This is a genomic window from Streptomyces sp. NPDC000151 (assembly GCF_040301705.1).
GTDB lineage: Bacteria > Actinomycetota > Actinomycetes > Streptomycetales > Streptomycetaceae > Streptomyces.
The window spans coordinates 1-19,460 of record NZ_JBEPFC010000005.1 but is presented as its reverse complement, the minus strand read 5'-3'; the positions used below and the strand labels follow the sequence as shown (position 1 = coordinate 19,460).

Below are 19,460 nucleotides of genomic sequence, written 5' to 3'. Positions count from 1 at the left end.
CATGCGTACGTTGATCATCGACAACTACGACTCCTTCACTCACAATCTCGCGCAGTACATCGGCGAGGTGAACGGCGAACCGTGTGAGGTCGTACGCAACGACGACTCCGGCTTCCGCATGGCGGACCTGTCGGAGTTCGACAACGTGGTGATCTCCCCGGGCCCGGGCAGCCCCGAGCGGCCGACGGATTTCGGTGTCTGCGCCGAGGTGATCAGGGACAGCGATCTCCCCCTCCTGGGGGTGTGCCTGGGGCACCAGGGGCTGTGCCAGGCGTACGGCGGAACGGTGGGCCCGGCTCCCGAGGTGCGGCACGGCCGGCTCTCGGCCGTCACGCACGACGGCCGGGACCTGTTCGCCGGGATTCCCACGCCGTTCGACGTGGTGCGGTACCACTCCCTGGCCGTGACGTCCCTGCCCGACGAACTCGAAGCGACGGCATGGGCCGGCGACGGCACCCTGATGGGCGTCCGGCACCGCCACCGTCCGCAGTGGGGCGTGCAGTTCCACCCTGAGTCGATATGCACCGAGTACGGCCGTCGGCTGCTGGCGAACTTCACCACGCTCACGGAGCACGAGCAGCGTCGCAGACCCCGCCTCCCTCGGCGCGCACCTCGCAACACCGGCGCGGTCCCGTCCTCGCCCGTGGCGACGTCCGACGGCTTCAGCCACCGGGTACTGGCACGGCGTATCCGCACCGAGGCGCCGGCTGAACAGGTGTTTGCGCACCTCTACGGCGCGAGCCGGACCGCCTTCTGGCTGGACAGCAGTCGCGCCGACTCCTCCCTCGGCCGTTTCTCCTTCATGGGCGACGCCTCCGGACCGCTCGCGCGCGTGGCGGAACATGACGTGTGGCGGGGCGTCACCACGGTACAGAGCGGCCCCTCCACCTCAACGGTCTCAGGGCCCTTCCTCCAGTGGCTGGACACGGACCTGCGCGGGCCGGCCGTCGAGACACCGGAACTGCCCTTCGACTTCGCCCTGGGCTGGGTGGGATACCTCGGCTACGAGCTCAAAGCCGAGTGCGGAGGTGCGTGCAGCCACCGCTCGGAACACCCCGACGCCGCCCTGCTCTTCGCCGACCGGGCCCTGGCTTTCGATCATCATTCCGGTGAGGTGCATCTGCTCGCACTGGCGGAAGTCGGCGCGGCCGCCAGTGCCGCGTCCGGTACCGAAGCCGCTCAGAGCTGGATGAACGAGACGGAGCAGCAGCTGCGTACGCTGCCGGCCACTCCGCTCCGGCCCGTCGGAATCCCGCACGGCGCCAATACCGCGAGCGGGCTGACGCTACGTCACCACCCCAAGGGTTACCTCGATCTCATCGATGCCGCACAGCGTCAGATCAGGGCGGGCGAGACCTATGAAGTCTGCCTGACCAACATGCTCACCGGTACCGCTGACCTCGATCCGTGGGAGAGCTATCGCTTTCTGAGGGAGACCAGCCCCGCTCCGTTCTCCGCGTTCTTGCGCTTCGGGGACCTGTCGGTGCTCAGTACCTCGCCCGAGCGCTTCCTGAAAGTGGGTGCCGACGGTGTGGCGGAGTCCAAGCCGATCAAGGGAACGCGGCCGAGGTCCGCCGATCCCCGCGAGGACCAGCAGCTCCACGATGAACTGTTGACCAGCGAGAAGGAGCGCGCCGAGAACCTGATGATCGTGGATCTGGTACGCAACGACCTCGGGTCGTGCGCGGCTCCCGGGGCGGTCTGGGTGCACAAGCTGTTCGACGTGGAGAGTTTCGCCACCGTCCATCAGCTGGTGAGCACCGTCCGGGCCAGGCTGGACGAAGGGGCCACGGCCATGTCCTGCTTCCGCGCGGCCTTCCCCGGCGGCTCCATGACCGGCGCCCCCAAGATCCGGACGATGCACATCATCGACGAACTGGAGAGCGGGCCACGCGGCATCTACTCCGGTGCGATCGGTTACTTCTCGCTGAACGGTGCCGCTGACCACAGCATTGTGATCCGCACGCTGGTCGCACAGCACGGAAGGGTGCAGATCGGAGTGGGCGGAGCCATCACTGCACTCTCCGACGCCCAGGAGGAGCTGACGGAGACGGAGGTCAAGGCAGCGGCGTTCCTGCGGCTGTTCGGTCAACCTTTCCCCGGCGGCGACACCGTGAGCCGATGAACGCGTACCCGAGCCGGCAGGTCGCACAGGACCGGCAGCGGGGCTACCGCGCACTCAGCCGGAGGTGCCGATGAACCCGTCGACCAGCGCGCCCAGGCCGACCGCGTAGGCGTCGGCCTTGCGGGCGGCCGTCCACTCGTTCGCCAGTTGGGCGAGGTGCGGCATGGTCTCCTGCTCCACCTCGGACACCATGACGATGGAGAGCGGCGAACGGTCGAGCTCCGCGGTACGGCGGTCCGTCGAGGTCCGCACGATGATTTCACCGACGGTGTAGTGCCAGACGGCGCGGTAGGCGGTGGCGGCCTTCTGGTGGTCGAAACCCGCGTCGACGAACGCGCCGAGGATGCTCTCGACCAGCCACAGGACCGAGGGCGCCATCAGGTCCCCGGCGGCCAGGACGTCCACGGCCCAGGGGTGGCGGCTGAGCTCGCCGTGCAGCAGGCACCACAGCACGATGAGCCGCTGCCGGGGGTCCTCGGGCAGCTCCGGCCGTTCGATCCGGGCCACGATCCGGTCGAGGACGAGCACCAGCAGCTGGTCCTTGTCGGCCACGTGCCGGTACATGGCCATCGGAGAGGTGTCGAGCTCCTTGGCCAGGCGTCGCATGGTCAGTGCCTGGACACCCTCGTGCGTCACGATGTTCTCGCTGACAGTGACGATGTCGTTCAAGGCCAGACGCGGTGGCCGGCCCCCGCGATTGCGTTGCACATCCTGCGGGCTCATGGCAGAAGTTTCGCATCCCTCGGCTGGTGTGTGACCACGGTGGTCCTACGGCCGGCCGGTGCGCAGCAGGAACCGCTGCAGCTTACCGGTGGCGGTACGGGGCAGGGCCGGAACGAACTCCACCGACCGAGGTACTTTGAAGGGCGCCAGCCGCTGCCGCGCCTCGGCGAGCAGCTCCCGGGCCACCACGTCATGGTCGCTCCGGTCCAGTGCGACGACGAACGCCCGCAGCTTGGTCGCACCGCGTTGGTCCGGCACTGCGGCCACGGCGGACTCGCGTACGGCGGCGTGGTCGTCCAGCACCCGCTCGATCTCCAACGGGGACACGGTGATGCCGCCGACCATCTCAAGGTCGTCGGCCCGTCCGGCGTGCAGGACGTTCCCGTGCTCGTCCAGCGCCGCCCGGTCCCCCGTGCGCAGCCAGCCGTCCCGCAGCACATCGGCCGTGCGCGCGGGCTGCTGGAGATAGCCCGCCATGAGCGTCGGCCCGGATGCCCACAGGTCACCCTCGACACCGGGGGTGGTGACTCGCCGGTTCTGGGCGTCCCTCACTTCCACCCGGAAGCCGGGGAGTGCCTTTCCCACGGTGCCGGGCACGGCGTGTGCGAGCGTCTGGGCGCAGAATGCGCCGCCGACCTCCGTGGACCCCAGCTCGTCCAGTACCGGCGCGCCGAGCAGTCGACGGGCCTTGTCGGCCAGAGAGGAGCGCAGCGGCTCCCCGGCCGAGACGGCGACCCGGACCCGGTCGAACGCCTCGGGGGAGGCCTCGGCCGTCAGATGCGCCAGCGCGGAGGGCACGGCATGCAGCACGGTGACCGCGAACCGGTCGGCCAGCTCCTCGATGCGGGCGGGCGAGGGACGGTCCGCGAGCAGCACCGCTGCCGAGCCGGTGTACAGCGGGTACACGAGGGAGTTGCCCAGGCCGTAGGCGAAGAAGAGTTTCGAGACGGACAGGCTGACGTCGGTCGCCCGGATGCGGAGCATGTGGCGGGCCACCGCACGGTGGTGGTGTGCGAGATCGCCATGGCGGTGCACCACGCCGGCGGGCCTGCCGGTCGTGCCGGAGGTGTACTGGATGTACAACGGTGCGTCCGGCGGAACGGGGTGCGCGCGCGCCACGGAGGCCGTCGCCGCCCGCGCCATGAGATGTCCGGCCTCGATCGTCGTCCGGCCGGCGAATCGCGACAGCACAGGTTCCTCCGCCACGATCAGCGCCACCTCGCACTCCTGGACCAGGTGGGCGTGGTCCGCGGCGGGCAGAGCGGGGTTGGTGAGGACCGGAACCGCCCCCAGGCGGGCGGCCGCGAGGAAAGTGATGATCCATTCGGGCCCGTCAGGCATGGCCAGCAGCACGCGTCGGCCTGGTTCCACTCCGAGCCCGGCGAGGACCTGGGCGGCACGGGCGGCGAGGTCGTGCACCTGGCCATGGCTGACGCGGTCGGATGCGGTGAGGTACGCCGGCCTGTCACGCCAGCCATGACGTGTGGCGCGGACTGCGAGCTCGGTGGCGATGTTCATGGCGGTTCCTTCCAGCGCGTGGGGGAGTGCGGCGGGTCAACGGCCCTGGGCCGGAAGGAACTCGACGAGCTGGTAGTGGATCCGCTCGCCGAACGGCGAGTCGTAACCGACGGCACGCAGCAGTCGCGGGCGCCAGCCGTACTGCTGGGCCAACTCCGTCAGCTTGGCCGTGTTGCCGAGGCTGGTGAACCCCAGCAGCAGTCGGCCACCGGGTGCGAGCCTCGCGGGGGCGTCGCGCAGATAGGCGTCGTGCGCACGGTAGTCGGGATCGTAGAAGGCGAGTCGCAGATCGCCGCCCGCGGGGGCGCTCGGCCCTTCGCCCGGGTCCTCCACGAAGTTGGAGTTCCAGAAGACGACGTCGTAGCGCTCGCCCGCCGGCAGTGCTGCGAACAGGTCGCCCCGATGGACCGAGAGCCGGTCGGCAACACCGTGGCGCCGCGCGTTGAGGGCCATGTTCTCGGCCGCGGCAGAGGTGATGTCGGTGGCGTGCACCAGGCGGCAGCCACGCAGTGCGGCGGTCACCGCCAGATAGCCGGTGCCGGACCCGATCTCGCAGAAGGAGCCGCCGACGGGGTAGGGGATCCACTCGGCGTACAGCGCGGCGGAGCGGGTCAGGTGGGGTGCGTAAACGCCGGGCAGCAGGTCCCAGTCCCGGCCGAGCAGCCGGAACGTGGTTCTACCGGATATCCCTTCGTGCTGGTTCAGCAATTGCCGGGCCACCTGGGACGCTGTCGAGTCCATGGACAAGAATTCCCTTCCCCGTGCTGGAAGTCATGGAGAACTGCTGGGGCGCTGGCCAGAGAATGTACCGTACGGTCGCCATAGGGCAACACCCCGAACCGATAAGATCCCAGGAGTCGTTGTGTGTGTCATACCGCTTTTCGCTGTTTCACGGGTTGACGAGGTGATGTGATGAGCGCGCCGGGTGGTCTTGCGGGAAACCGGTCCAGAGGTGTGCCGATAATCGATGAAGAGCTGCCCAGGGACCCCTTCGAGCTCTATTCTTCCTGGTACGCAGAAATTCCTCGTGACCGAGGAGTACAGGGCGTGCGTGCCGTGTTGGCCACCGCGGGGGGCGGCGCCCGACCGGCGGTGTGGTGCACCCGCGTGGTGCCGCTGCCCGGCGGGTTCGCCTGCTTCCTGCACCACCGTGGCAGGATCGGAGCCGCGCTCGCCGCCTGCCCCGAGGTGACATTGGCCTTCGACTGGTCGGAGCGCCGACGCAGCGTGCTGGCCGCCGGCCGCTGTGCCCGCCTGCCCGCAGTCGACTCGGATGCGTTCTTCGGGCGGCTCACGGAGCGGGAGCAGTTGGCCGTTTGGGCGGAGGGAATGCAGGAAGAAGGGCACTCCCGGGCCGCCGCCGTCACGGCCGCAGCGGATTTCGCCGACCGGTTCAGCGGCCAGTTGATACCCCGCCCGGGTTACTGGGGAGGCTATCGGATCACTGTCGAGGAAATGCTGTTCCAGCAGGGCAGTGGCGACGGCGTGACAGACTGCTTCCGATTCGGGAAATCTCCCGGAGAGGAGGCGTGGAGCGTCGTGCGCAGCACGCCATGACGGCACCGGAAAAATCCCTTTCCGGTGCTGGCGAAAGTGCATCGGGGTGTCCCTGAGAAGAGGAGAGTCAGTGCTTGCGGGTTGTGTGGAATGGCCAGACGAATTCGTCTCTCGATACGTTGCCAAGGGGTATTGGGAAGCCCGGAGTCTGGGTGGACTGCTGCGCGACTGGGCGCGGCAGCACGACAAGCGGACCGCCCTGGTGGACGGCGAGCAGCGGTGGACGTACCGGGAGTTGGACGAGCGCGCCGACCGCTTGGCCGCAGGCTTCCGCAACCTCGGCTTGGGGCCGGGCGACCGCGTCGTCGTCCACCTTCCCAACACGGCCGAGTTCGTCGCGGTGGTCTTCGCGCTCTTCCGGCTCGGCGCCCTGCCGGTCTTCGCGCTCCCCGCACACCGCCACTCCGAGATCAGTTATCTGTGCACATACGCTGAGGCCACCGCGTACGTCATCCCCGATGAGCACCAGGGGACGGATTTCCGGAAGATCGCCGAGCGGGTTCTGGCCGAGGTGCCTTCCCTGCGTGAGGTGGTGGTGGCAGGCCGGCCGGGCCGCTTCACGGGACTCGGCGAGCTGTACGTCGAACCGTGCCGACTGCCCGAACCCGAACCCGAACCCGGCGACGTCGCGTTCTTCCTCCTCTCCGGTGGCACCACCGGTCTGCCGAAGCTGATCCCGCGCACTCACCGCGACTACGCTTACAACGTCCGGCTGAGCGCCGACAACGCCCGCTTCACCCAGGACACGTCGTACCTGGCCGTGCTGCCGGCGGCACACAACTACGCCTTCGGCTGCCCCGGCATCCTCGGCGCACTGCGCGCCGGCGGGAAGGTGGTGCTCGCCGACAGCGGCAACCCCGACCTCGCCTTCCCCCTCATCGAGCGGGAGCGGATCACGGTTTCCGCTCTGGTGCCGCCACTGGCACTGGTGTGGACGGATGCCGCGGCGACCACCCGGTACGACCTGTCCAGCCTGGAACTGCTCCAGGTCGGCGGAGCGCGCTTCGAAGCAGTCGCGGCCCGCCGCATGCTGGAGCGGTTCGGCTGTGTTCTGCAGCAGTCCTTCGGCATGGCGGAGGGGCTCCTCGCCCAGACGGCCCCCGGCGACTCCGAAGACATCGTCACCCGTACCCAGGGCCGTCCGCTGTCCCCCGATGACGAGGTGCGGCTGGTCGACAGCGCGGGCCGAGACGTAGCGGAGGGCGAGACCGGGCTGCTCCTGGTACGCGGCCCCTACACCCTCCGGGGGTACTACCGTGCCGACGAACACAACGCACGCGACTTCACCCAGGACGGCTTCTTCATCACCGGAGACCTCGCCAGCCGCACGCCGACCGGTCACCTCATCGTCCGGGGCAGGGTGAAGGACGTCATCAACCGCGGCGGCGAGAAGGTGTCGGCCGATGAGGTGGAGGGCCACCTGCTGGCACATCCCGATGTGCGCGATGTCGGCGTGGTCGCCGCCCCGGATGCGCTGCTCGGCGAACGCACCTGCGCCTTCGTGGTGTTCCGCGGGCGACAACGGGAGGGCGCCTTCGGGGAACTGGCCGGCTTCCTGCACGAGCGCGGCGTCGCCGACTACAAAATACCCGACCGCTGGGAAGCACTGGAGGAACTGCCGAGGACCGGCGTGGGCAAGGCCGCCAAGGCACAGCTGCGCGCTCGCGCCGCGCGTGTGGCGGCCCGTCGGCCCACCCGGCTTTCCCGCAGCGGCCGAGGAGGCACCCGATGAACCTGGACGAACAGTCGCCCCCTGCCACCCGTGACACCCCCGTCCTCGTGGTCGGGGCCGGCCCGGTCGGCCTCGCCGCCGCACTGGCGCTCCGCGCGCTGGACATTCCGGTGACGGTGCTGGAGGCCCGGCCTCGCGACGCCCAGCGCCCGGGCAGCCGTGCCCTGTACATGCACCGCACGTCACTGCGGTTGCTGGAGCAGGCCCACCCCGGCCTCGGGCGCGAAGTGGCAGACTACGGAACGGTCTGGCACGCCCGCCGTACCCTCTACCGGGGGCGCGAGGTCTACGCACGCACCTACCCACCGGCTTCGGGTCCCGGCCTGCCGCCGTTCACCAGTCTGCGGCAGATCGACACCGAGCGCTTCCTCCGCGATGCCGCGGAATCCGCGGGCGCCCGCATCGAGTGGAACGCCGAAGTCCGTGCTGTCGCCGCCTCCTCGGAGGCCGTGCAGGTCACTGCCACCGACGGACGACAGTGGACGGCACGGTACGTCGTTGCCGCCGACGGTGCGCGGTCCGCGGTCCGGCGTTGCGCCGGCATCGAGTTCGGCGGCAGCCGGGCCGAAGGCTTCCACGTCGTCATCGATGTGGCCGACGGTTCACGAAAGCGGCCGGCGGTCCGCGAGTTGCACTATGCACACCCGCGAGCGGGCGGCCGCCATGTGCTGACGGTGCCTTTCACGGGCGGATTCCAGGTCGACCTGCAGTGCAAGGAGGACGACCCGGTCGAGAAGTTCACCGACCGGGATGTGCTCCAGCGGTGGCTGCCCAGGATGATCGGCTGCCCGGAGGTGATCGGCGACCTGATGTGGGTCTCCCAGTACCGCTTCCTGCAGGTACTGGCCGACCGGTTCACCGACGGCACCGGCCGTGTCCTGCTGGCCGGCGAAGCGGCGCACCTTTTCCCTCCGTTCGGAGCGCGAGGGATGAACAGCGGCATCGCCGACGCCGACGCTGCGGCCACGGCGCTCGCGCTCGCTCTGTCGGCGGTATCCGCGGAACGGGGGCGCGCCGCTGTGGAAGCGTACGCGCGTGACCGTCGTGCCGCCGCTGTCGACAACAGTGCGGCGGTCGGTGCGGCCCTCTCACACCTGCGGCCTGCCGGGAAACTCGCCCGGGCGAAACTCGAAACCGCCGGACGCCTGGCGCCCTGGGTCCCGCGCCTCGGTGAGTGGCTGGAGCGCGCCCCGTACGGGCCGCGCACGACCGACCGGAGACGCTCCGGCCCTGGCTACTGAGCACCGGGTCCGCGTCCGGCCCGGCCTCCTCCGGTGTCAGACGCGGTCTCCCGGAATCTTCTCGTACCGCTGCCTCAGGTCGGCGAGTACGGGATGCTTCGCGTCCAGCGGGACGTCACCGATGGCGGAGAGGGGGCGGACGCCGACCGACGTGTTGGCGGCGAATGCTGCGCGCATCTGCGGCACGTCGTCGGGAGTGACAGGACGGCTCACCGATGCGTGCACCTCCTGCAGCAAATGCATGGTCACGCCCGGCAGCACGCGGGCTTCGGGCCACACCACACGTTCCTGGTCATCGACGAAGCCGACGTTCCACGTTCCGCCCTCGGAGATGACCCCGGTCTTCGGATCGGTGAACAGTACATCGTCGTAGCCCGCCCGTTGCGCGGCACGCCGGACAGCCAACTGACCGAAAAGACCGGTGTGTTTCACCTCCGGCATGTCCCGCTGATATGCCCTCGTCGAAACGCGCAGAGGAGGCTGACTGTGCGCCACCGGTCGGCAGGTGACCAGGACCTGTGGCCGAGCGTCGGCGCCGGGGTGCGCCATCCCCAACGCCGGGTCGAAGACCGTCACGCGGACGATGAATGTTCCCTCCTGTCGCGCCGCGGCGTGTCTCACATACGAGAGGACGCGGGCACGGTCCAACTCCACGTCGAACACCGTCCGGCAGTCACGGACGAGGCGGTCGAGGTGCAGGGACAGGCCTTTGACCAGCCCGTCGTCGACGCGCAGCGAGGTGAAGTGCCCGAAGTTGGTGAGTGCGAGCGCCTTCAGGCTGTCGGCTTCGACCGGGTTGCCATCGAGGAGGTCCATCACGGCAGTCTGACATCGACCGGCCCTGCCTCCGGCAATGCGCCGCTCGACGCACCTGCGGCTGCGGGGACGCTTGGCGGCCCATCGTGGTTCCAAAGTCACTGGGGAGGCGGGAAGGCCCGATAGCCTGGGCAAATGCTTACAGAAGTCATTGCGACTCGTTATGTGACTCCCTTGAGGGAGGGTGGGTCGCTCCCCGGGATCGTTGAAGGGGACGACCTCGGTACTTATGTCATGAAGTTCACCGGTGCTGGGCAGGGGCGGAAGACGCTTGTTGCCGAGGTTGTCTGCGGGCAGTTGGGGCGGCGGCTGGGGCTGCGGGTGCCGGAGCTGGTGCGGATGCAGCTGGATCCCGTGATCGGGCTGGGTGAGCCCGATCAGGAGGTGCAGGAGCTGCTGAAGGCCAGTGGGGGGCTGAACCTGGGCATGGATTACCTGCCCGGGTCGCTGGGGTTCGATCCGCTCGCCTTTGAGGTGAGTGCACGCGAGGCCGGGCGCGTGGTGTGGTTCGACGCGCTGATCAACAACGTCGACCGGTCCTGGCGCAATCCGAACCTGCTCGTGTGGCACGGGGAGCTGTGGCTCATCGACCACGGTGCGACGATGATCTGGCAGCACAACTGGGCGGGCGCGGAGAAGGCGGCGCTGAAGCCGTACGACGCCTCCGATCACGTGCTGGCGACGTTCGGGCCGGACGTGGCGGCCGCGGCCGAGGAGTTCGCGCCCCGGGTGACCGAGGAGCTGCTGACCGAGGTCGTCGCGGATGTGCCGGACGAGTGGCTGGTGGACGAGCCGGGGTTCGATTCGGCCGAGGAAGTACGGCGGGCGTACGTGAAGACGCTGCTGGCACGGGCCGGAGTGATCAGTGACCACATCAGGATCGGTGAGCGCACGGAGGACAAGCCTTCGCAGGCGCCGGGCTGGCTGGCCGGCAGGCTTTCGCGGAGGGCAGTGAAGTGAGCGGACTGCACAACGGACGGGACGTCTTCGAGTACGCGCTGCTGCGGGTCGTGCCCCGGGTCGAGCGCGGCGAGATGATCAACGCGGGCGTGGTCGTCTACTGCCACGCGCGGCGCTTCGTGGAGGCGCGTACGCATCTGGACGAGGCGCGGCTGCGGGCCCTGGACCCTTCGGTGGACGTGGAGGGCGTACGGGCGGCGCTGAGCGCCGTCGAGGGAATCTGCCATGGCGGCGAGCGGGCCGGGCAGGCGGCGGGGGACGACGTGGGCCGGCGTTTCCGCTGGCTGATCGCGCCGCGCAGCACGATCGTGCAGCCGGGACCCGTGCACACCGGGCTGACGGCCGACCCCGCCAAGGAGGCGGAGCGACTGCTGGACCTGTTGGTGCGGTGATGACGGTGATGCGCACACGGGGGCGGCGGTGATGCGCATAAGGGGGCGATGGCGGCGCGCATACGGGGGAGTGCGGGCGGGCGCGGGGCTGTGCGTGTTCGCCCGTGGGCGTTCGATGCCGCAGGTGAGGTGTGTAACGGCGGGCTGTGGGGCGTTGACACGGAGTGCCCCGGCTTCTAGCGTCAGCTCTGCTGAAGCGACTAAGCGGTTGCTCACCCGCCTTCCGGAAGCGGTGAGCCGCTTTCGAGGTGAGGAGAACCCCGCATGTCCACCACCGAGCAGCGCGTAGCCATCGTGACCGGCGCCGCCCGCGGCATCGGCGCCGCCACCGCCGTGCGCCTGGCCGCCGAGGGCCGCGCCGTCGCCGTACTCGACCTGGACGAGGCGGCCTGCAAGGACACCGTCGAGAAGATCACCGCGGCCGGCGGCAAGGCCATCGCCGTGGGCTGCGACGTGTCGGACTCGGCGCAGGTGGAGGCCGCCGTCGCGCGCGTCGCCGACGAGCTGGGTGCGCCGACCGTGCTGGTCAACAACGCCGGCGTGCTCCGCGACAACCTGCTGTTCAAGATGAGCGACAGCGACTGGGACACGGTCATGAATGTGCACCTGCGCGGCGCGTTCCTGATGTCCCGCGCCTGCCAGAAGCACATGGTGGACGCCAAGTTCGGCCGGATCGTCAACCTCTCCTCCAGCTCCGCGCTCGGCAACCGCGGCCAGGTCAACTACTCGGCCGCCAAGGCCGGCCTGCAGGGCTTCACCAAGACCCTCGCCAAGGAGCTCGGCAAGTTCGGCATCACCGCCAACTCGGTCGCCCCCGGCTTCATCGTCACCGACATGACCGCGGCGACCGCCGAGCGGGTCGGCATGGGCTTCGAGGACTTCCAGGCCGCGGCCGCCACCCAGATCCCCGTCCAGCGCGTCGGCAGGCCCGAGGACATCGCCAACGCCATCGCCTTCTTCACCGGCGAGCAGGCCGGCTTCGTCTCCGGCCAGGTCATGTACGTGGCCGGCGGCCCGCTCAACTGACGCGGCGCCGGCCGACCGGTACCGCCCACCGCCGCCATCGACGCCACCGACGCCAAGGATCGGGAAACCACACATGACTGAGCAGGACAACGCCAACGCCAAGGTCACCCTCATCACGGGCGCCAGCCGCGGCATTGGGTACGGCGTCGCCGAGGCCGTGCTCGCGCGCGGCCACCGCGCCGTGATCACCGGCCGCAACGAGGAAGCCCTCAAGGAGGCCGTCGAGAAGCTCGGCGCCGACCGGGTGATCGGCGTGGCCGGGAAGGCGCACGACGAGGCCCACCAGGCGGCCGCCGTCGAGCAGGCCATGGAAGCCTTCGGCCGGGTCGACTACCTCGTCAACAACGCCGGTACGAACCCGGTGTTCGGGCCGATGGCCGAGATGGACCTCGCGGTCGCCCGCAAGGTCTACGAGACCAACGTGGTCTCCGCGCTCGGCTTCGCCCAGCAGACGTGGAAGGCGTGGCAGAAGGACAACGGCGGGGCGATCGTCAACATCGCCTCCATCGCGGGCGTCTCGGCCTCGCCGTTCATCGGCGCGTACGGCATGAGCAAGGCCGCGATGATCAACCTCACGCAGCAGCTCGCGCACGAGTTCGCGCCCGTCGTGCGGGTGAACTCCATCTCGCCCGCCGTGATCAAGACGAAGTTCGCGGCCGCGCTGTACGAGGACCGCGAGGCGGAGGCGGCGGCGCAGTACCCGATGGCGCGGCTGGGCGTACCGCAGGACATCGGCGGCGCCGCGGCGTTCCTGCTGTCCGACGACGCCGGCTGGATCACCGGGCAGAACCTCGTCATCGACGGCGGGCGCTTCCTGAACGCCGGGGTCTGAACGTCGGGGTCTGAACGTCGGGGTCTGAGGGCCCGTACGTTGCGCTCCGCCGGGCGCGGAGTGAGTTCTGCTGCCGGTGGCGGTGGTCCGAGGGGCCGCCGCCACCGGCAGTTCTGTTCCCGGCTTTGGCGGGTTATCCACAGGCCGGGGGCCCGGCGGGGGGCGTTGTCAGTGGTCGCCGGTAGGTTCTCCAGTGAGAGATGCGGAACCCACCCGGAGGTCGTTGACGTGATGCCCGACATGCTGCCCGAGTCCTGGCGCGGCGTACTCGGCGAGGAGCTGACCAAGCCCTATTTCCAGGAGCTGACGGCCTTCGTCGAGGAGGAGCGCGCCCGGGGGCCCGTCTACCCGCCGCGCGAGGAGGTCTTCGCCGCGCTGGACGCCACGCCGTACGACCAGGTGAAGGTGCTCGTCCTCGGCCAGGATCCGTACCACGGCGCGGGCCAGGGCCACGGCCTGTGCTTCTCGGTGCGCCCCGGCGTCAGGACCCCGCCCTCCCTGCGCAACATCTTCAAGGAGATGCACGACGAGCTCGGCACTCCGATCCCCGACAACGGCTATCTGATGCCCTGGGCCCAGCAGGGCGTGCTCCTGTTGAACGCCGTACTGACCGTGCGGGCCGGTGAGGCCAACTCCCACAAGGGCAAGGGCTGGGAGAAGTTCACCGACGCGGTGATCAGGGCGGTGGCGAGCCGGCCCGACCCGGCGGTGTTCGTGCTGTGGGGGAACTACGCGAAGAAGAAGCTGCCGCTGATCGACGGGCAGCGGCACGTGGTCGTGCAGGGTGCGCACCCGTCGCCGCTGTCCGCGAAGAAGTTCTTCGGCTCGCGCCCCTTCACGCAGATAAACGACGCGGTCGCGGCCCAGGGGCACACGCCGATCGACTGGCGCATTCCCGACCTGGGCTGAGTCGGGCCTGTACCGGGTGACCGGGGGCGGTCCTGGCTGAGCCGGGCCTGTACCGGGTGACCAGGGGCGGTGCTGGCCGAGCCAGGGCCCGTATCGGGGGCGGCCTTGGCTGAGCCGGGGAATGTACTGGATGCGGGCTCGGCCGAGCCGGGGCCCGTAGCGGGTGCGGTCTTGGGTGAGCCGGCGCCCGTACTGGGTGCGAGCTCGGCCGAGTCGGGGTCCGTACCGGGTGCGAGCTCGGCCGAGCTGAGGCCCGTACCGAGTAAGGCCTCGGCTGAGCGGGGCCTCGCCGGTCGTGGGTGCGGTTCCGGCGGGTCGCGGGCGGCTCGGGGCCGTCCGGGCGGCTCGCCGTGCCGGGTGCCGCGGGCGCGGTTAGCGTCGGGGGAGCAGGCGGTGAGGCGGCGTACGGACGCGGGAGAGCGCAGTGGCACAGAGGCGGCACGGGGCGACGGCCGGGCACGGCGTCCTGACCAGGATCGGACAGGCCGTCATGCTGCACCGCGGCGGCGACCGCGAGGAGGCCCGCCGGCGGATGACCGCCCTGTGGCAGGAGCTCGGCCCGCGCGCCGACGCCTATCACCGCTGCACGCTCGCGCACTATCTGGCCGACACCCAGGACAGCCCTTTGGAGGAACTGCGCTGGGACCTGCGGGCGCTGAGTGCGGCTCAGGGCAGCCGGGGCCACGCGGAGGCCGGCCGGACCGAGCTGCGGGCGCTGCTGCCCGCGCTCCATCTCGACCTCGCCGCCGATTACGCCCGGCTCGCCCGGCACTCCGAGGCCCGCTGGGAGCTGGGCCGGGCCCGTACGGCATTGGACGCCCTGGAGGACGACCCGCACCGCCAGGGCATCCGGGCCGACATCGAACGCCTCCAGCGACGCCTGGACCGCGCGGGCGGCCACCGCTCCTAGGGGGCGGTCACCGCGCTCAGCGGGCGGCCACCGCTCCTGACGGGCGACGTGGCGCGTCGGACGCCCGTGTCGGACGTGGCGCGTCAGGCGCTCGTGCCGGACGTGGCGCGTCAGGCGCCCGTGTCGCCGTCCAGGCGCTCGCGCAGGAAGTCCGCGTGGCCGTTGTGCCGGGCGTACTCCTCGATCATGTGCAGGTAGATCCAGCGCAGCGTCAGTTCCTTGCCCGGCAGCCGCCCCGGCGCAGGCTCGTCCAGCGTGCGGCCCTCGGCGGCCTTGACGGCCAGCTCCGTCTCCGCCTGCCAGGTGGCCAGCGCCTCTGCCGCGGTGTCCTCCTCGCCGAAGTGCCAGTCGCGGTCCCAGTCCTCCTCGTCGCAGTAGATCCACGGGAGGTCCTCGCCGGTCATGATCCGCCGGAACCAGTGCCGCTCGACCTCCGCCATGTGGCGCAGCAGGCCGAGCAGGGTCAGCTCGGAGGGCGGTACGGAGGCGGTGCGCAGCTCTTCTTCGGTGAGGCCCGCGCACTTGGTCGCCAGGGTCGCGCGGTGGTAGTCCAGCCAGCGCACCATTTGCGTGAGTTCGTCGCCGGTGCCGGAGGGGATGGTGCGTGCTGGATCGGATGTTGTCATGCCGCCAAGCATGGCCGTTGCGGCGCGTGCCGACCCGGTTTTTCCCGGTTCGGTGTGCATGGCCCGCAATTTTGCGCCATAGCGCGCGGGCGCGGGTTCTAGGGGCGCTGGGCGGCGCCCGGGCCCAGCATGCCGCCGAGCAGTTCGGCACAGCCCGTCCGCAGCTCCGCGCGGCTGGGGGCGGCGGCCTGCAACTGGCCCGCCGTACCGGAGAACAGCACCCCGTCGCACCACGCCACCAGCGAGCGCGCGTGCCGCTGCGGATCGGCCGAACCGGCCGCCGTGAGCAGGCCGGCCAGCGCCTCGCGGAAGGCGCTGCCCGCCCGGTCGTAGACGGCCCGCAGCTCCGGCCGCCGGGTGGCCTCCAGCGCCAGTTCGTACCGGGCGATCAGCAGCTCGCGGTGGCGGGTCAGCGAGCGGTGCAGGGCGAGCGCGAGCAGTTCGGCCAACGCGTCCGGGGTCGACGTACCGGGGGCAGGCTCGGCCGGGGAGAGCAGTGCGGCCTCCCGCTCCGCCAGCCGGCCGACCGCCGTCTCCAGCAGCGCCGCGCGGGTGCGGGCCAGGTTCGACGTGGAGCCCTGCGGCAGCCCGGCCGTCTCGTCGACGGCGCGGTGCGTCAGCCCGCGCATGCCGCGCTCGGCGAGCAGGGCGAGCGCGGTATCGGCGATCAGCTCGCGACGGCGGGCGGCGGCGGGGCGGGAGGAGCGGTCCGGAGTGCGGTCGTTCATGGGAGGTGAGCCTACCGGCCGGACTACGGGTGTGGTAGCTTGTGAGGAGTACGCCACTACAGGTGTAGTGCAGGGGTAGTCAGGCGGTAGGTCGGCAGGAGTAGGCATGAGCAGCAGCGATACGAGTGATCAATCCACCGCCCTCGTCATCGGCGGCGGCATCGGCGGGCTCACCGCGGCCGTCGCGCTGCATCAGGCCGGGTGGCGGGTCACCGTCCTGGAGCGCGCCCCCGCGCTCGAACCCGTCGGCGCGGGCATCGCCCTGGCCCCCAACGCGCAGCGTGCGCTCGACGCGATCGGGGTGGGCGACGCGGTACGGGCCATGGCCGCCTGGCAGTCCGAGGGGGCGTTGCGGCTCCCGGGCGGCCGTGTCCTGGCTCGTACGGACGATCGCGCGGCCGTGCGGCGCTTCGGCGGCCCCGTCGTGGTCGCCCACCGCGCCGATCTGATCGGCCTGCTCGCTGCCCGGCTGCCGGCCGGGGCCGTCCGCACCGCGACCGCCGCCACCGTGACCGACCCGGGCGACCCGGCCGACCCGGACCGCCCCGCGCGCGTACGCCTGATCGGTTCGGAAGATCACCCGGCCGAGCTGGCCACGGACCTGACCGACGACCTGACCACCAACCTGACCACCGACCTCGTCATCGCCGCCGACGGCATCCACTCCGCCGCCCGCCGCGCCCTCTTCCCCGGTCACCCCGCGCCCCGTTACGTCGGCCTCACCACCTGGCGCTTCGTCGTGCCCGCGCCCTGCGGCGTCGACCCGCACGAGACGTGGGGGCCGGGAGCGCTGTGGGGGAGTCAGCCGCTGCACGACGGGCGGGTGTACGCGTACGCGGCCGCCGTCGCGCCGGCCGGCGGCCGGGCGCCCGACGACGAACGCGCCGAGCTGCTGCGCCGTTTCGGCGGCTGGCACCGTCCCGTGCCCGACCTGCTCGCCGCCGTGGCCCCCGCCGACGTGCTGCGCAACGACGTGTACGCGGTGGACCGCCCGCTGCCCGCTTATCACCGCGGCCGGGTTGCGCTGCTCGGCGACGCCGTGCATCCGATGGCGCCCCATCTGGGCCAGGGCGGCGGCCAGGCCATCGAGGACGCCATCGTGCTCGGGCTGCTCGCCGGGCCGGATGCCGACCTGGCGGCGGCGCTAGCCGAGTACACCCGGGTACGGCTGCCCCGTACGACGGAGGTCGTACGCCGCTCCGCCCGCATCGCCCGCCTCACGACCTGGCGTTCGGCCCCCGCCCGCGCGCTGCGGGCCGCGCTCCTCGCCGGCACCGCCCGCCTCGCTCCCGACCTGGCGCTGCGCGCCCTGGACGGCATCGCCGACTGGTCCCCGCCCGGCCGCCCGTAACCCCGAAGGGCCACGTACGCTCCTTTCGTACACACCCGCCCGCTGCCGCCCGACGGGCCGGAACGGGGCATTGGATCAACACACCAGAGGTGACACCCGTGAAGGTAGGCTGCATCGGCCTCGGCGACATCGCGCGGAAGGCGTACCTCCCCGTGCTCGGGGTGCAGCCCGGAGTCGAACTGCACGTGCAGACCCGTACTCCGGCCACCCTCGACCGGGTCGCCGACACCCTCCACCTGCCCGCGCGGCAGCGCCACGCCGACCTGGACTCGCTGCTCGCGGCGGGGCTGGACGCGGCGTTCGTGCACGCGCCGACCGTCGCCCACCCCGAGATCGTCGGCCGCCTGATAGAAGCCGGCGTGCCGACCTATGTCGACAAGCCGATTTCTTACCACTACGCCGAGAGCGAGCGGCTCGTGCGGCGGGCGGCGGACCGCGGGGTCGGCCTGGCCGTCGGGTTCAACCGCCGCTACGCGCCCGGGTACGCGCAGTGCCTGGAGCACCCGCGCGAGCTGATCCTGCTGCAGAAGAACCGGGTCGGGCTGCCCGAGGACCCGCGCACCCTCGTGCTGGACGACTTCATCCACGTCGTCGACACGCTGCGCTTCCTGGCGCCGGGGACCATCGAGGACGTGCATGTACGGGCGCGGATGCGGGACGGGCTGCTGCACCATGTCGTCCTGCATCTGTCCGGCGACGGGTTCTCCGCGATCGGCACGATGAACCGGCTCAGCGGCTCGGCCGAGGAGATCCTCGACGTCTCCGGGCAGGACACCAAGCGCCAGGTGGTCAACCTCTCCGAGGTGATCGACCACAAGGGGCAGCCGAGCGTGCGGCGGCGCGGTGACTGGGTGCCGGTCGCCCGGCAGCGCGGCATCGAGCAGGCGGTGCTGGCCTTCCTGGACGCGGTACGGGCCGGGACGTTGCTGACCGCCGAGGACGCGCTGCTTACGCACGAGCTGTGCGAGCGGGTGCTCACCGAGGTGCTGGGCGGGGCCGCCTGAGGAACCGGACCGTGCGCGTGACGGGCTGGTGGGCGGGCAGCTCGGTGCTCCGGTCGTCCGGCGCCTGCGCCGACGGCGGCCGCAGCGCCCGTACGCCGGTCCGCAGGCAGTACGCGGCGAGCGCGAGGAGGGCCGCGTAGAGCGGCCAGTCACCGAAGCGGACGTACGGGCTGGTGCCGTGCGCCAGCGGCAGCTCGTAGACCGCGGCGGTGGCCCGGTCGGTGGCCAGCTGCCCGCCGATCGGTGCGCCGTCCGGCCCGTACACCGCGCTGACCCCGGTCAGCGTCGCGTGCACCATCGGGCGCCAGGTCTCCGCCGCGCGCAGTGCGGCCAGCGACGCGTGCTGCCCGGGCGCCCAGCTGTCCTGGAAGGTCGAGGTCGAGGACTGCGCGACCAGCAGCCCCGCGCCGTCGCGGACCAGCCGTCGGCTCATGTCGGGGAACGCCGTCTCGAAGCAGACCAGCGGGCCGAACCGCAGGCCCGGTGACGACTCCGAGGCCGTCTCCATCACGACCTGGCGGGTACCGCGCCGACGGTCCTCGGTGGCGGCCTTGCCGACGCTGGTGGCCCAGCCGAGCAGCGCGCGGGCCGGTACGTACTCGCCGAACGGCACCAGCCGCATCTTGTCGTAGCGGTCGCCGGTCGGGCCGTCCGGGCCGATCAGTACGGACGACTTGTAGATGCCGGGGCGGCCGGTGCGCCGCGCGTCGACGTTCACCAGCAGGTCGGCGCCCACCTCGCGGGAGAGCGCGGCCAGCCGGGCGCGCAGGTCGGCGCGCCGGGTCAGGTCCGTGCCGACGCTGCTCTCACCCCAGACCACCAGGTCGACGCCGCGGCCCTTGAGGGTGCGGGTCAGCCGCTCGCCCCGCGCGAACCGGGCGTCGGGACCGGCCACCACGCCCGCCTGTACCACCGCGATCCGGGCCGTGCCGGCGGGCTCGGGGCGCGGCGCCCACGCCCAGGCGGCGCCCGCGACCACGGCGATCGCCAGCAGCCCGCCGAGCGCGGCC

At 71.2% G+C, this 19,460-nt stretch carries 19 protein-coding genes; 12 read left to right on the top strand and 7 right to left on the bottom strand.

What is annotated here, in order from left to right; translation table 11 throughout:
• Position 1: 1 nt before the first annotated feature.
• Positions 2–2,125: an aminodeoxychorismate synthase component I gene (gene pabB, locus ABT381_RS03005; RefSeq protein WP_351586957.1), complete on the top strand. Its 2,124-nt coding sequence runs from the start codon at positions 2–4 to the stop codon at positions 2,123–2,125.
• A 54-nt stretch (positions 2,126–2,179) separates the two neighbouring features.
• On the opposite strand, the gene ABT381_RS03000 is transcribed toward pabB, so the two are convergent.
• From ABT381_RS03000 to ABT381_RS02990, 3 genes are all read right to left on the bottom strand, one after another.
• A complete protein-coding gene (locus tag ABT381_RS03000; RefSeq protein ID WP_351586955.1) occupies positions 2,180–2,794 on the bottom strand; it encodes a TetR/AcrR family transcriptional regulator in 615 nt (204 codons plus the stop codon).
• A gap of 99 nt (positions 2,795–2,893) precedes the next feature.
• Positions 2,894–4,366, bottom strand: a complete 1,473-nt coding sequence (locus tag ABT381_RS02995) for an AMP-binding protein (protein ID WP_351586953.1) — start codon at positions 4,364–4,366, stop codon at positions 2,894–2,896.
• A 36-nt stretch (positions 4,367–4,402) separates the two neighbouring features.
• Complete coding sequence (locus ABT381_RS02990) at positions 4,403–5,107, bottom strand: methyltransferase (protein WP_351586951.1); 705 nt, start codon at positions 5,105–5,107, stop codon at positions 4,403–4,405.
• 366 nt (positions 5,108–5,473) lie between these two features.
• On the opposite strand from ABT381_RS02990, the gene ABT381_RS02985 reads away from it, so the two are divergent.
• The 3 genes from ABT381_RS02985 to ABT381_RS02975 all read left to right on the top strand — a co-directional run bounded on the left by ABT381_RS02985 (position 5,474) and on the right by ABT381_RS02975 (position 8,896).
• Positions 5,474–5,923, top strand: coding sequence for a hypothetical protein (locus ABT381_RS02985; RefSeq protein ID WP_351586949.1), 450 nt, complete (start codon positions 5,474–5,476; stop codon positions 5,921–5,923).
• A gap of 85 nt (positions 5,924–6,008) precedes the next feature.
• Complete coding sequence (locus tag ABT381_RS02980; RefSeq protein WP_351586947.1) at positions 6,009–7,655, top strand: (2,3-dihydroxybenzoyl)adenylate synthase; 1,647 nt, start codon at positions 6,009–6,011, stop codon at positions 7,653–7,655.
• On the top strand, positions 7,652–8,896 hold the full coding sequence (locus ABT381_RS02975) for an FAD-dependent monooxygenase (RefSeq protein ID WP_351586945.1): 1,245 nt from the start codon (positions 7,652–7,654) through the stop codon (positions 8,894–8,896). Before ABT381_RS02980 ends, ABT381_RS02975 begins: the two co-directional genes overlap by 4 nt.
• A gap of 36 nt (positions 8,897–8,932) precedes the next feature.
• Here the strand turns inward: ABT381_RS02975 and ABT381_RS02970 are convergent, their stop codons facing one another.
• Positions 8,933–9,712, bottom strand: coding sequence for an aminotransferase class IV family protein (locus tag ABT381_RS02970; RefSeq protein WP_351586943.1), 780 nt, complete (start codon positions 9,710–9,712; stop codon positions 8,933–8,935).
• Positions 9,713–9,847: 135 nt separating this feature from the next.
• Between ABT381_RS02970 and ABT381_RS02965 the strand changes: the two genes are divergently transcribed.
• The 6 genes from ABT381_RS02965 to ABT381_RS02940 all read left to right on the top strand — a co-directional run bounded on the left by ABT381_RS02965 (position 9,848) and on the right by ABT381_RS02940 (position 14,741).
• Positions 9,848–10,672, top strand: coding sequence for a HipA family kinase (locus ABT381_RS02965; protein ID WP_351586941.1), 825 nt, complete (start codon positions 9,848–9,850; stop codon positions 10,670–10,672).
• Positions 10,669–11,064, top strand: a complete 396-nt coding sequence (locus tag ABT381_RS02960; RefSeq protein ID WP_351586939.1) for a DUF3037 domain-containing protein — start codon at positions 10,669–10,671, stop codon at positions 11,062–11,064. Before ABT381_RS02965 ends, ABT381_RS02960 begins: the two co-directional genes overlap by 4 nt.
• Positions 11,065–11,328: 264 nt before the next feature.
• A complete protein-coding gene (gene fabG / locus ABT381_RS02955) occupies positions 11,329–12,090 on the top strand; it encodes a 3-oxoacyl-ACP reductase FabG (protein WP_351586937.1) in 762 nt (253 codons plus the stop codon).
• A 73-nt stretch (positions 12,091–12,163) separates the two neighbouring features.
• A complete protein-coding gene (locus ABT381_RS02950) occupies positions 12,164–12,922 on the top strand; it encodes an SDR family oxidoreductase (protein WP_351586935.1) in 759 nt (252 codons plus the stop codon).
• 231 nt (positions 12,923–13,153) lie between these two features.
• On the top strand, positions 13,154–13,831 hold the full coding sequence (locus ABT381_RS02945) for a uracil-DNA glycosylase (RefSeq protein ID WP_030263453.1): 678 nt from the start codon (positions 13,154–13,156) through the stop codon (positions 13,829–13,831).
• 424 nt (positions 13,832–14,255) lie between these two features.
• Entirely contained in the window at positions 14,256–14,741 is a 486-nt protein-coding gene (locus tag ABT381_RS02940) for a hypothetical protein (protein WP_351586933.1), read from the top strand.
• Between the two features lie 110 nt (positions 14,742–14,851).
• Here the strand turns inward: ABT381_RS02940 and ABT381_RS02935 are convergent, their stop codons facing one another.
• Positions 14,852–15,367 carry a DinB family protein gene (locus tag ABT381_RS02935; RefSeq protein ID WP_351586931.1) on the bottom strand — a complete coding sequence of 172 codons (516 nt, stop codon included), beginning with the start codon at positions 15,365–15,367 and terminating at the stop codon, positions 14,852–14,854.
• Positions 15,368–15,465: 98 nt separating this feature from the next.
• Positions 15,466–16,095, bottom strand: coding sequence for a TetR/AcrR family transcriptional regulator (locus ABT381_RS02930; protein WP_351586929.1), 630 nt, complete (start codon positions 16,093–16,095; stop codon positions 15,466–15,468).
• A 106-nt stretch (positions 16,096–16,201) separates the two neighbouring features.
• Here ABT381_RS02930 and ABT381_RS02925 point away from each other — a divergent pair, with 106 nt between their 5' ends.
• Both ABT381_RS02925 and ABT381_RS02920 read left to right on the top strand, forming a co-directional pair.
• Positions 16,202–17,446, top strand: coding sequence for an FAD-dependent monooxygenase (locus ABT381_RS02925; RefSeq protein WP_351586927.1), 1,245 nt, complete (start codon positions 16,202–16,204; stop codon positions 17,444–17,446).
• Between the two features lie 98 nt (positions 17,447–17,544).
• Positions 17,545–18,450, top strand: a complete 906-nt coding sequence (locus tag ABT381_RS02920) for a Gfo/Idh/MocA family protein (RefSeq protein ID WP_351586925.1) — start codon at positions 17,545–17,547, stop codon at positions 18,448–18,450.
• On the opposite strand, the gene lnt is transcribed toward ABT381_RS02920, so the two are convergent.
• Positions 18,422–19,460, bottom strand: a 1,039-nt coding sequence (lnt, locus tag ABT381_RS02915) for an apolipoprotein N-acyltransferase (protein ID WP_351586923.1), incomplete at its 5' end; no start/stop codon positions are given. The two genes, ABT381_RS02920 and lnt, sit on opposite strands and share 29 nt — an antisense overlap.

Bases quoted from the DNA above. Each gene is read 5' to 3' on its own strand.
- ABT381_RS02970 (WP_351586943.1), bottom strand. From the start codon at position 9,712: ATGGACCTCCTCGATGGCAACCCGGTCGAAGCCGACAGCCTGAAGGCG.
- ABT381_RS02930 (WP_351586929.1), bottom strand. From the start codon at position 16,095: ATGAACGACCGCACTCCGGACCGCTCCTCCCGCCCCGCCGCCGCCCGC.
- fabG (WP_351586937.1), top strand. From the start codon at position 11,329: ATGTCCACCACCGAGCAGCGCGTAGCCATCGTGACCGGCGCCGCCCGC.
- ABT381_RS02945 (WP_030263453.1), top strand. From the start codon at position 13,154: ATGCCCGACATGCTGCCCGAGTCCTGGCGCGGCGTACTCGGCGAGGAG.
- ABT381_RS02975 (WP_351586945.1), top strand. From the start codon at position 7,652: ATGAACCTGGACGAACAGTCGCCCCCTGCCACCCGTGACACCCCCGTC.
- ABT381_RS02935 (WP_351586931.1), bottom strand. From the start codon at position 15,367: ATGACAACATCCGATCCAGCACGCACCATCCCCTCCGGCACCGGCGAC.
- ABT381_RS02925 (WP_351586927.1), top strand. From the start codon at position 16,202: ATGAGCAGCAGCGATACGAGTGATCAATCCACCGCCCTCGTCATCGGC.
- ABT381_RS02995 (WP_351586953.1), bottom strand. From the start codon at position 4,366: ATGAACATCGCCACCGAGCTCGCAGTCCGCGCCACACGTCATGGCTGG.
- ABT381_RS02950 (WP_351586935.1), top strand. From the start codon at position 12,164: ATGACTGAGCAGGACAACGCCAACGCCAAGGTCACCCTCATCACGGGC.
- pabB (WP_351586957.1), top strand. From the start codon at position 2: ATGCGTACGTTGATCATCGACAACTACGACTCCTTCACTCACAATCTC.
- ABT381_RS02990 (WP_351586951.1), bottom strand. From the start codon at position 5,107: ATGGACTCGACAGCGTCCCAGGTGGCCCGGCAATTGCTGAACCAGCAC.
- ABT381_RS02965 (WP_351586941.1), top strand. From the start codon at position 9,848: ATGCTTACAGAAGTCATTGCGACTCGTTATGTGACTCCCTTGAGGGAG.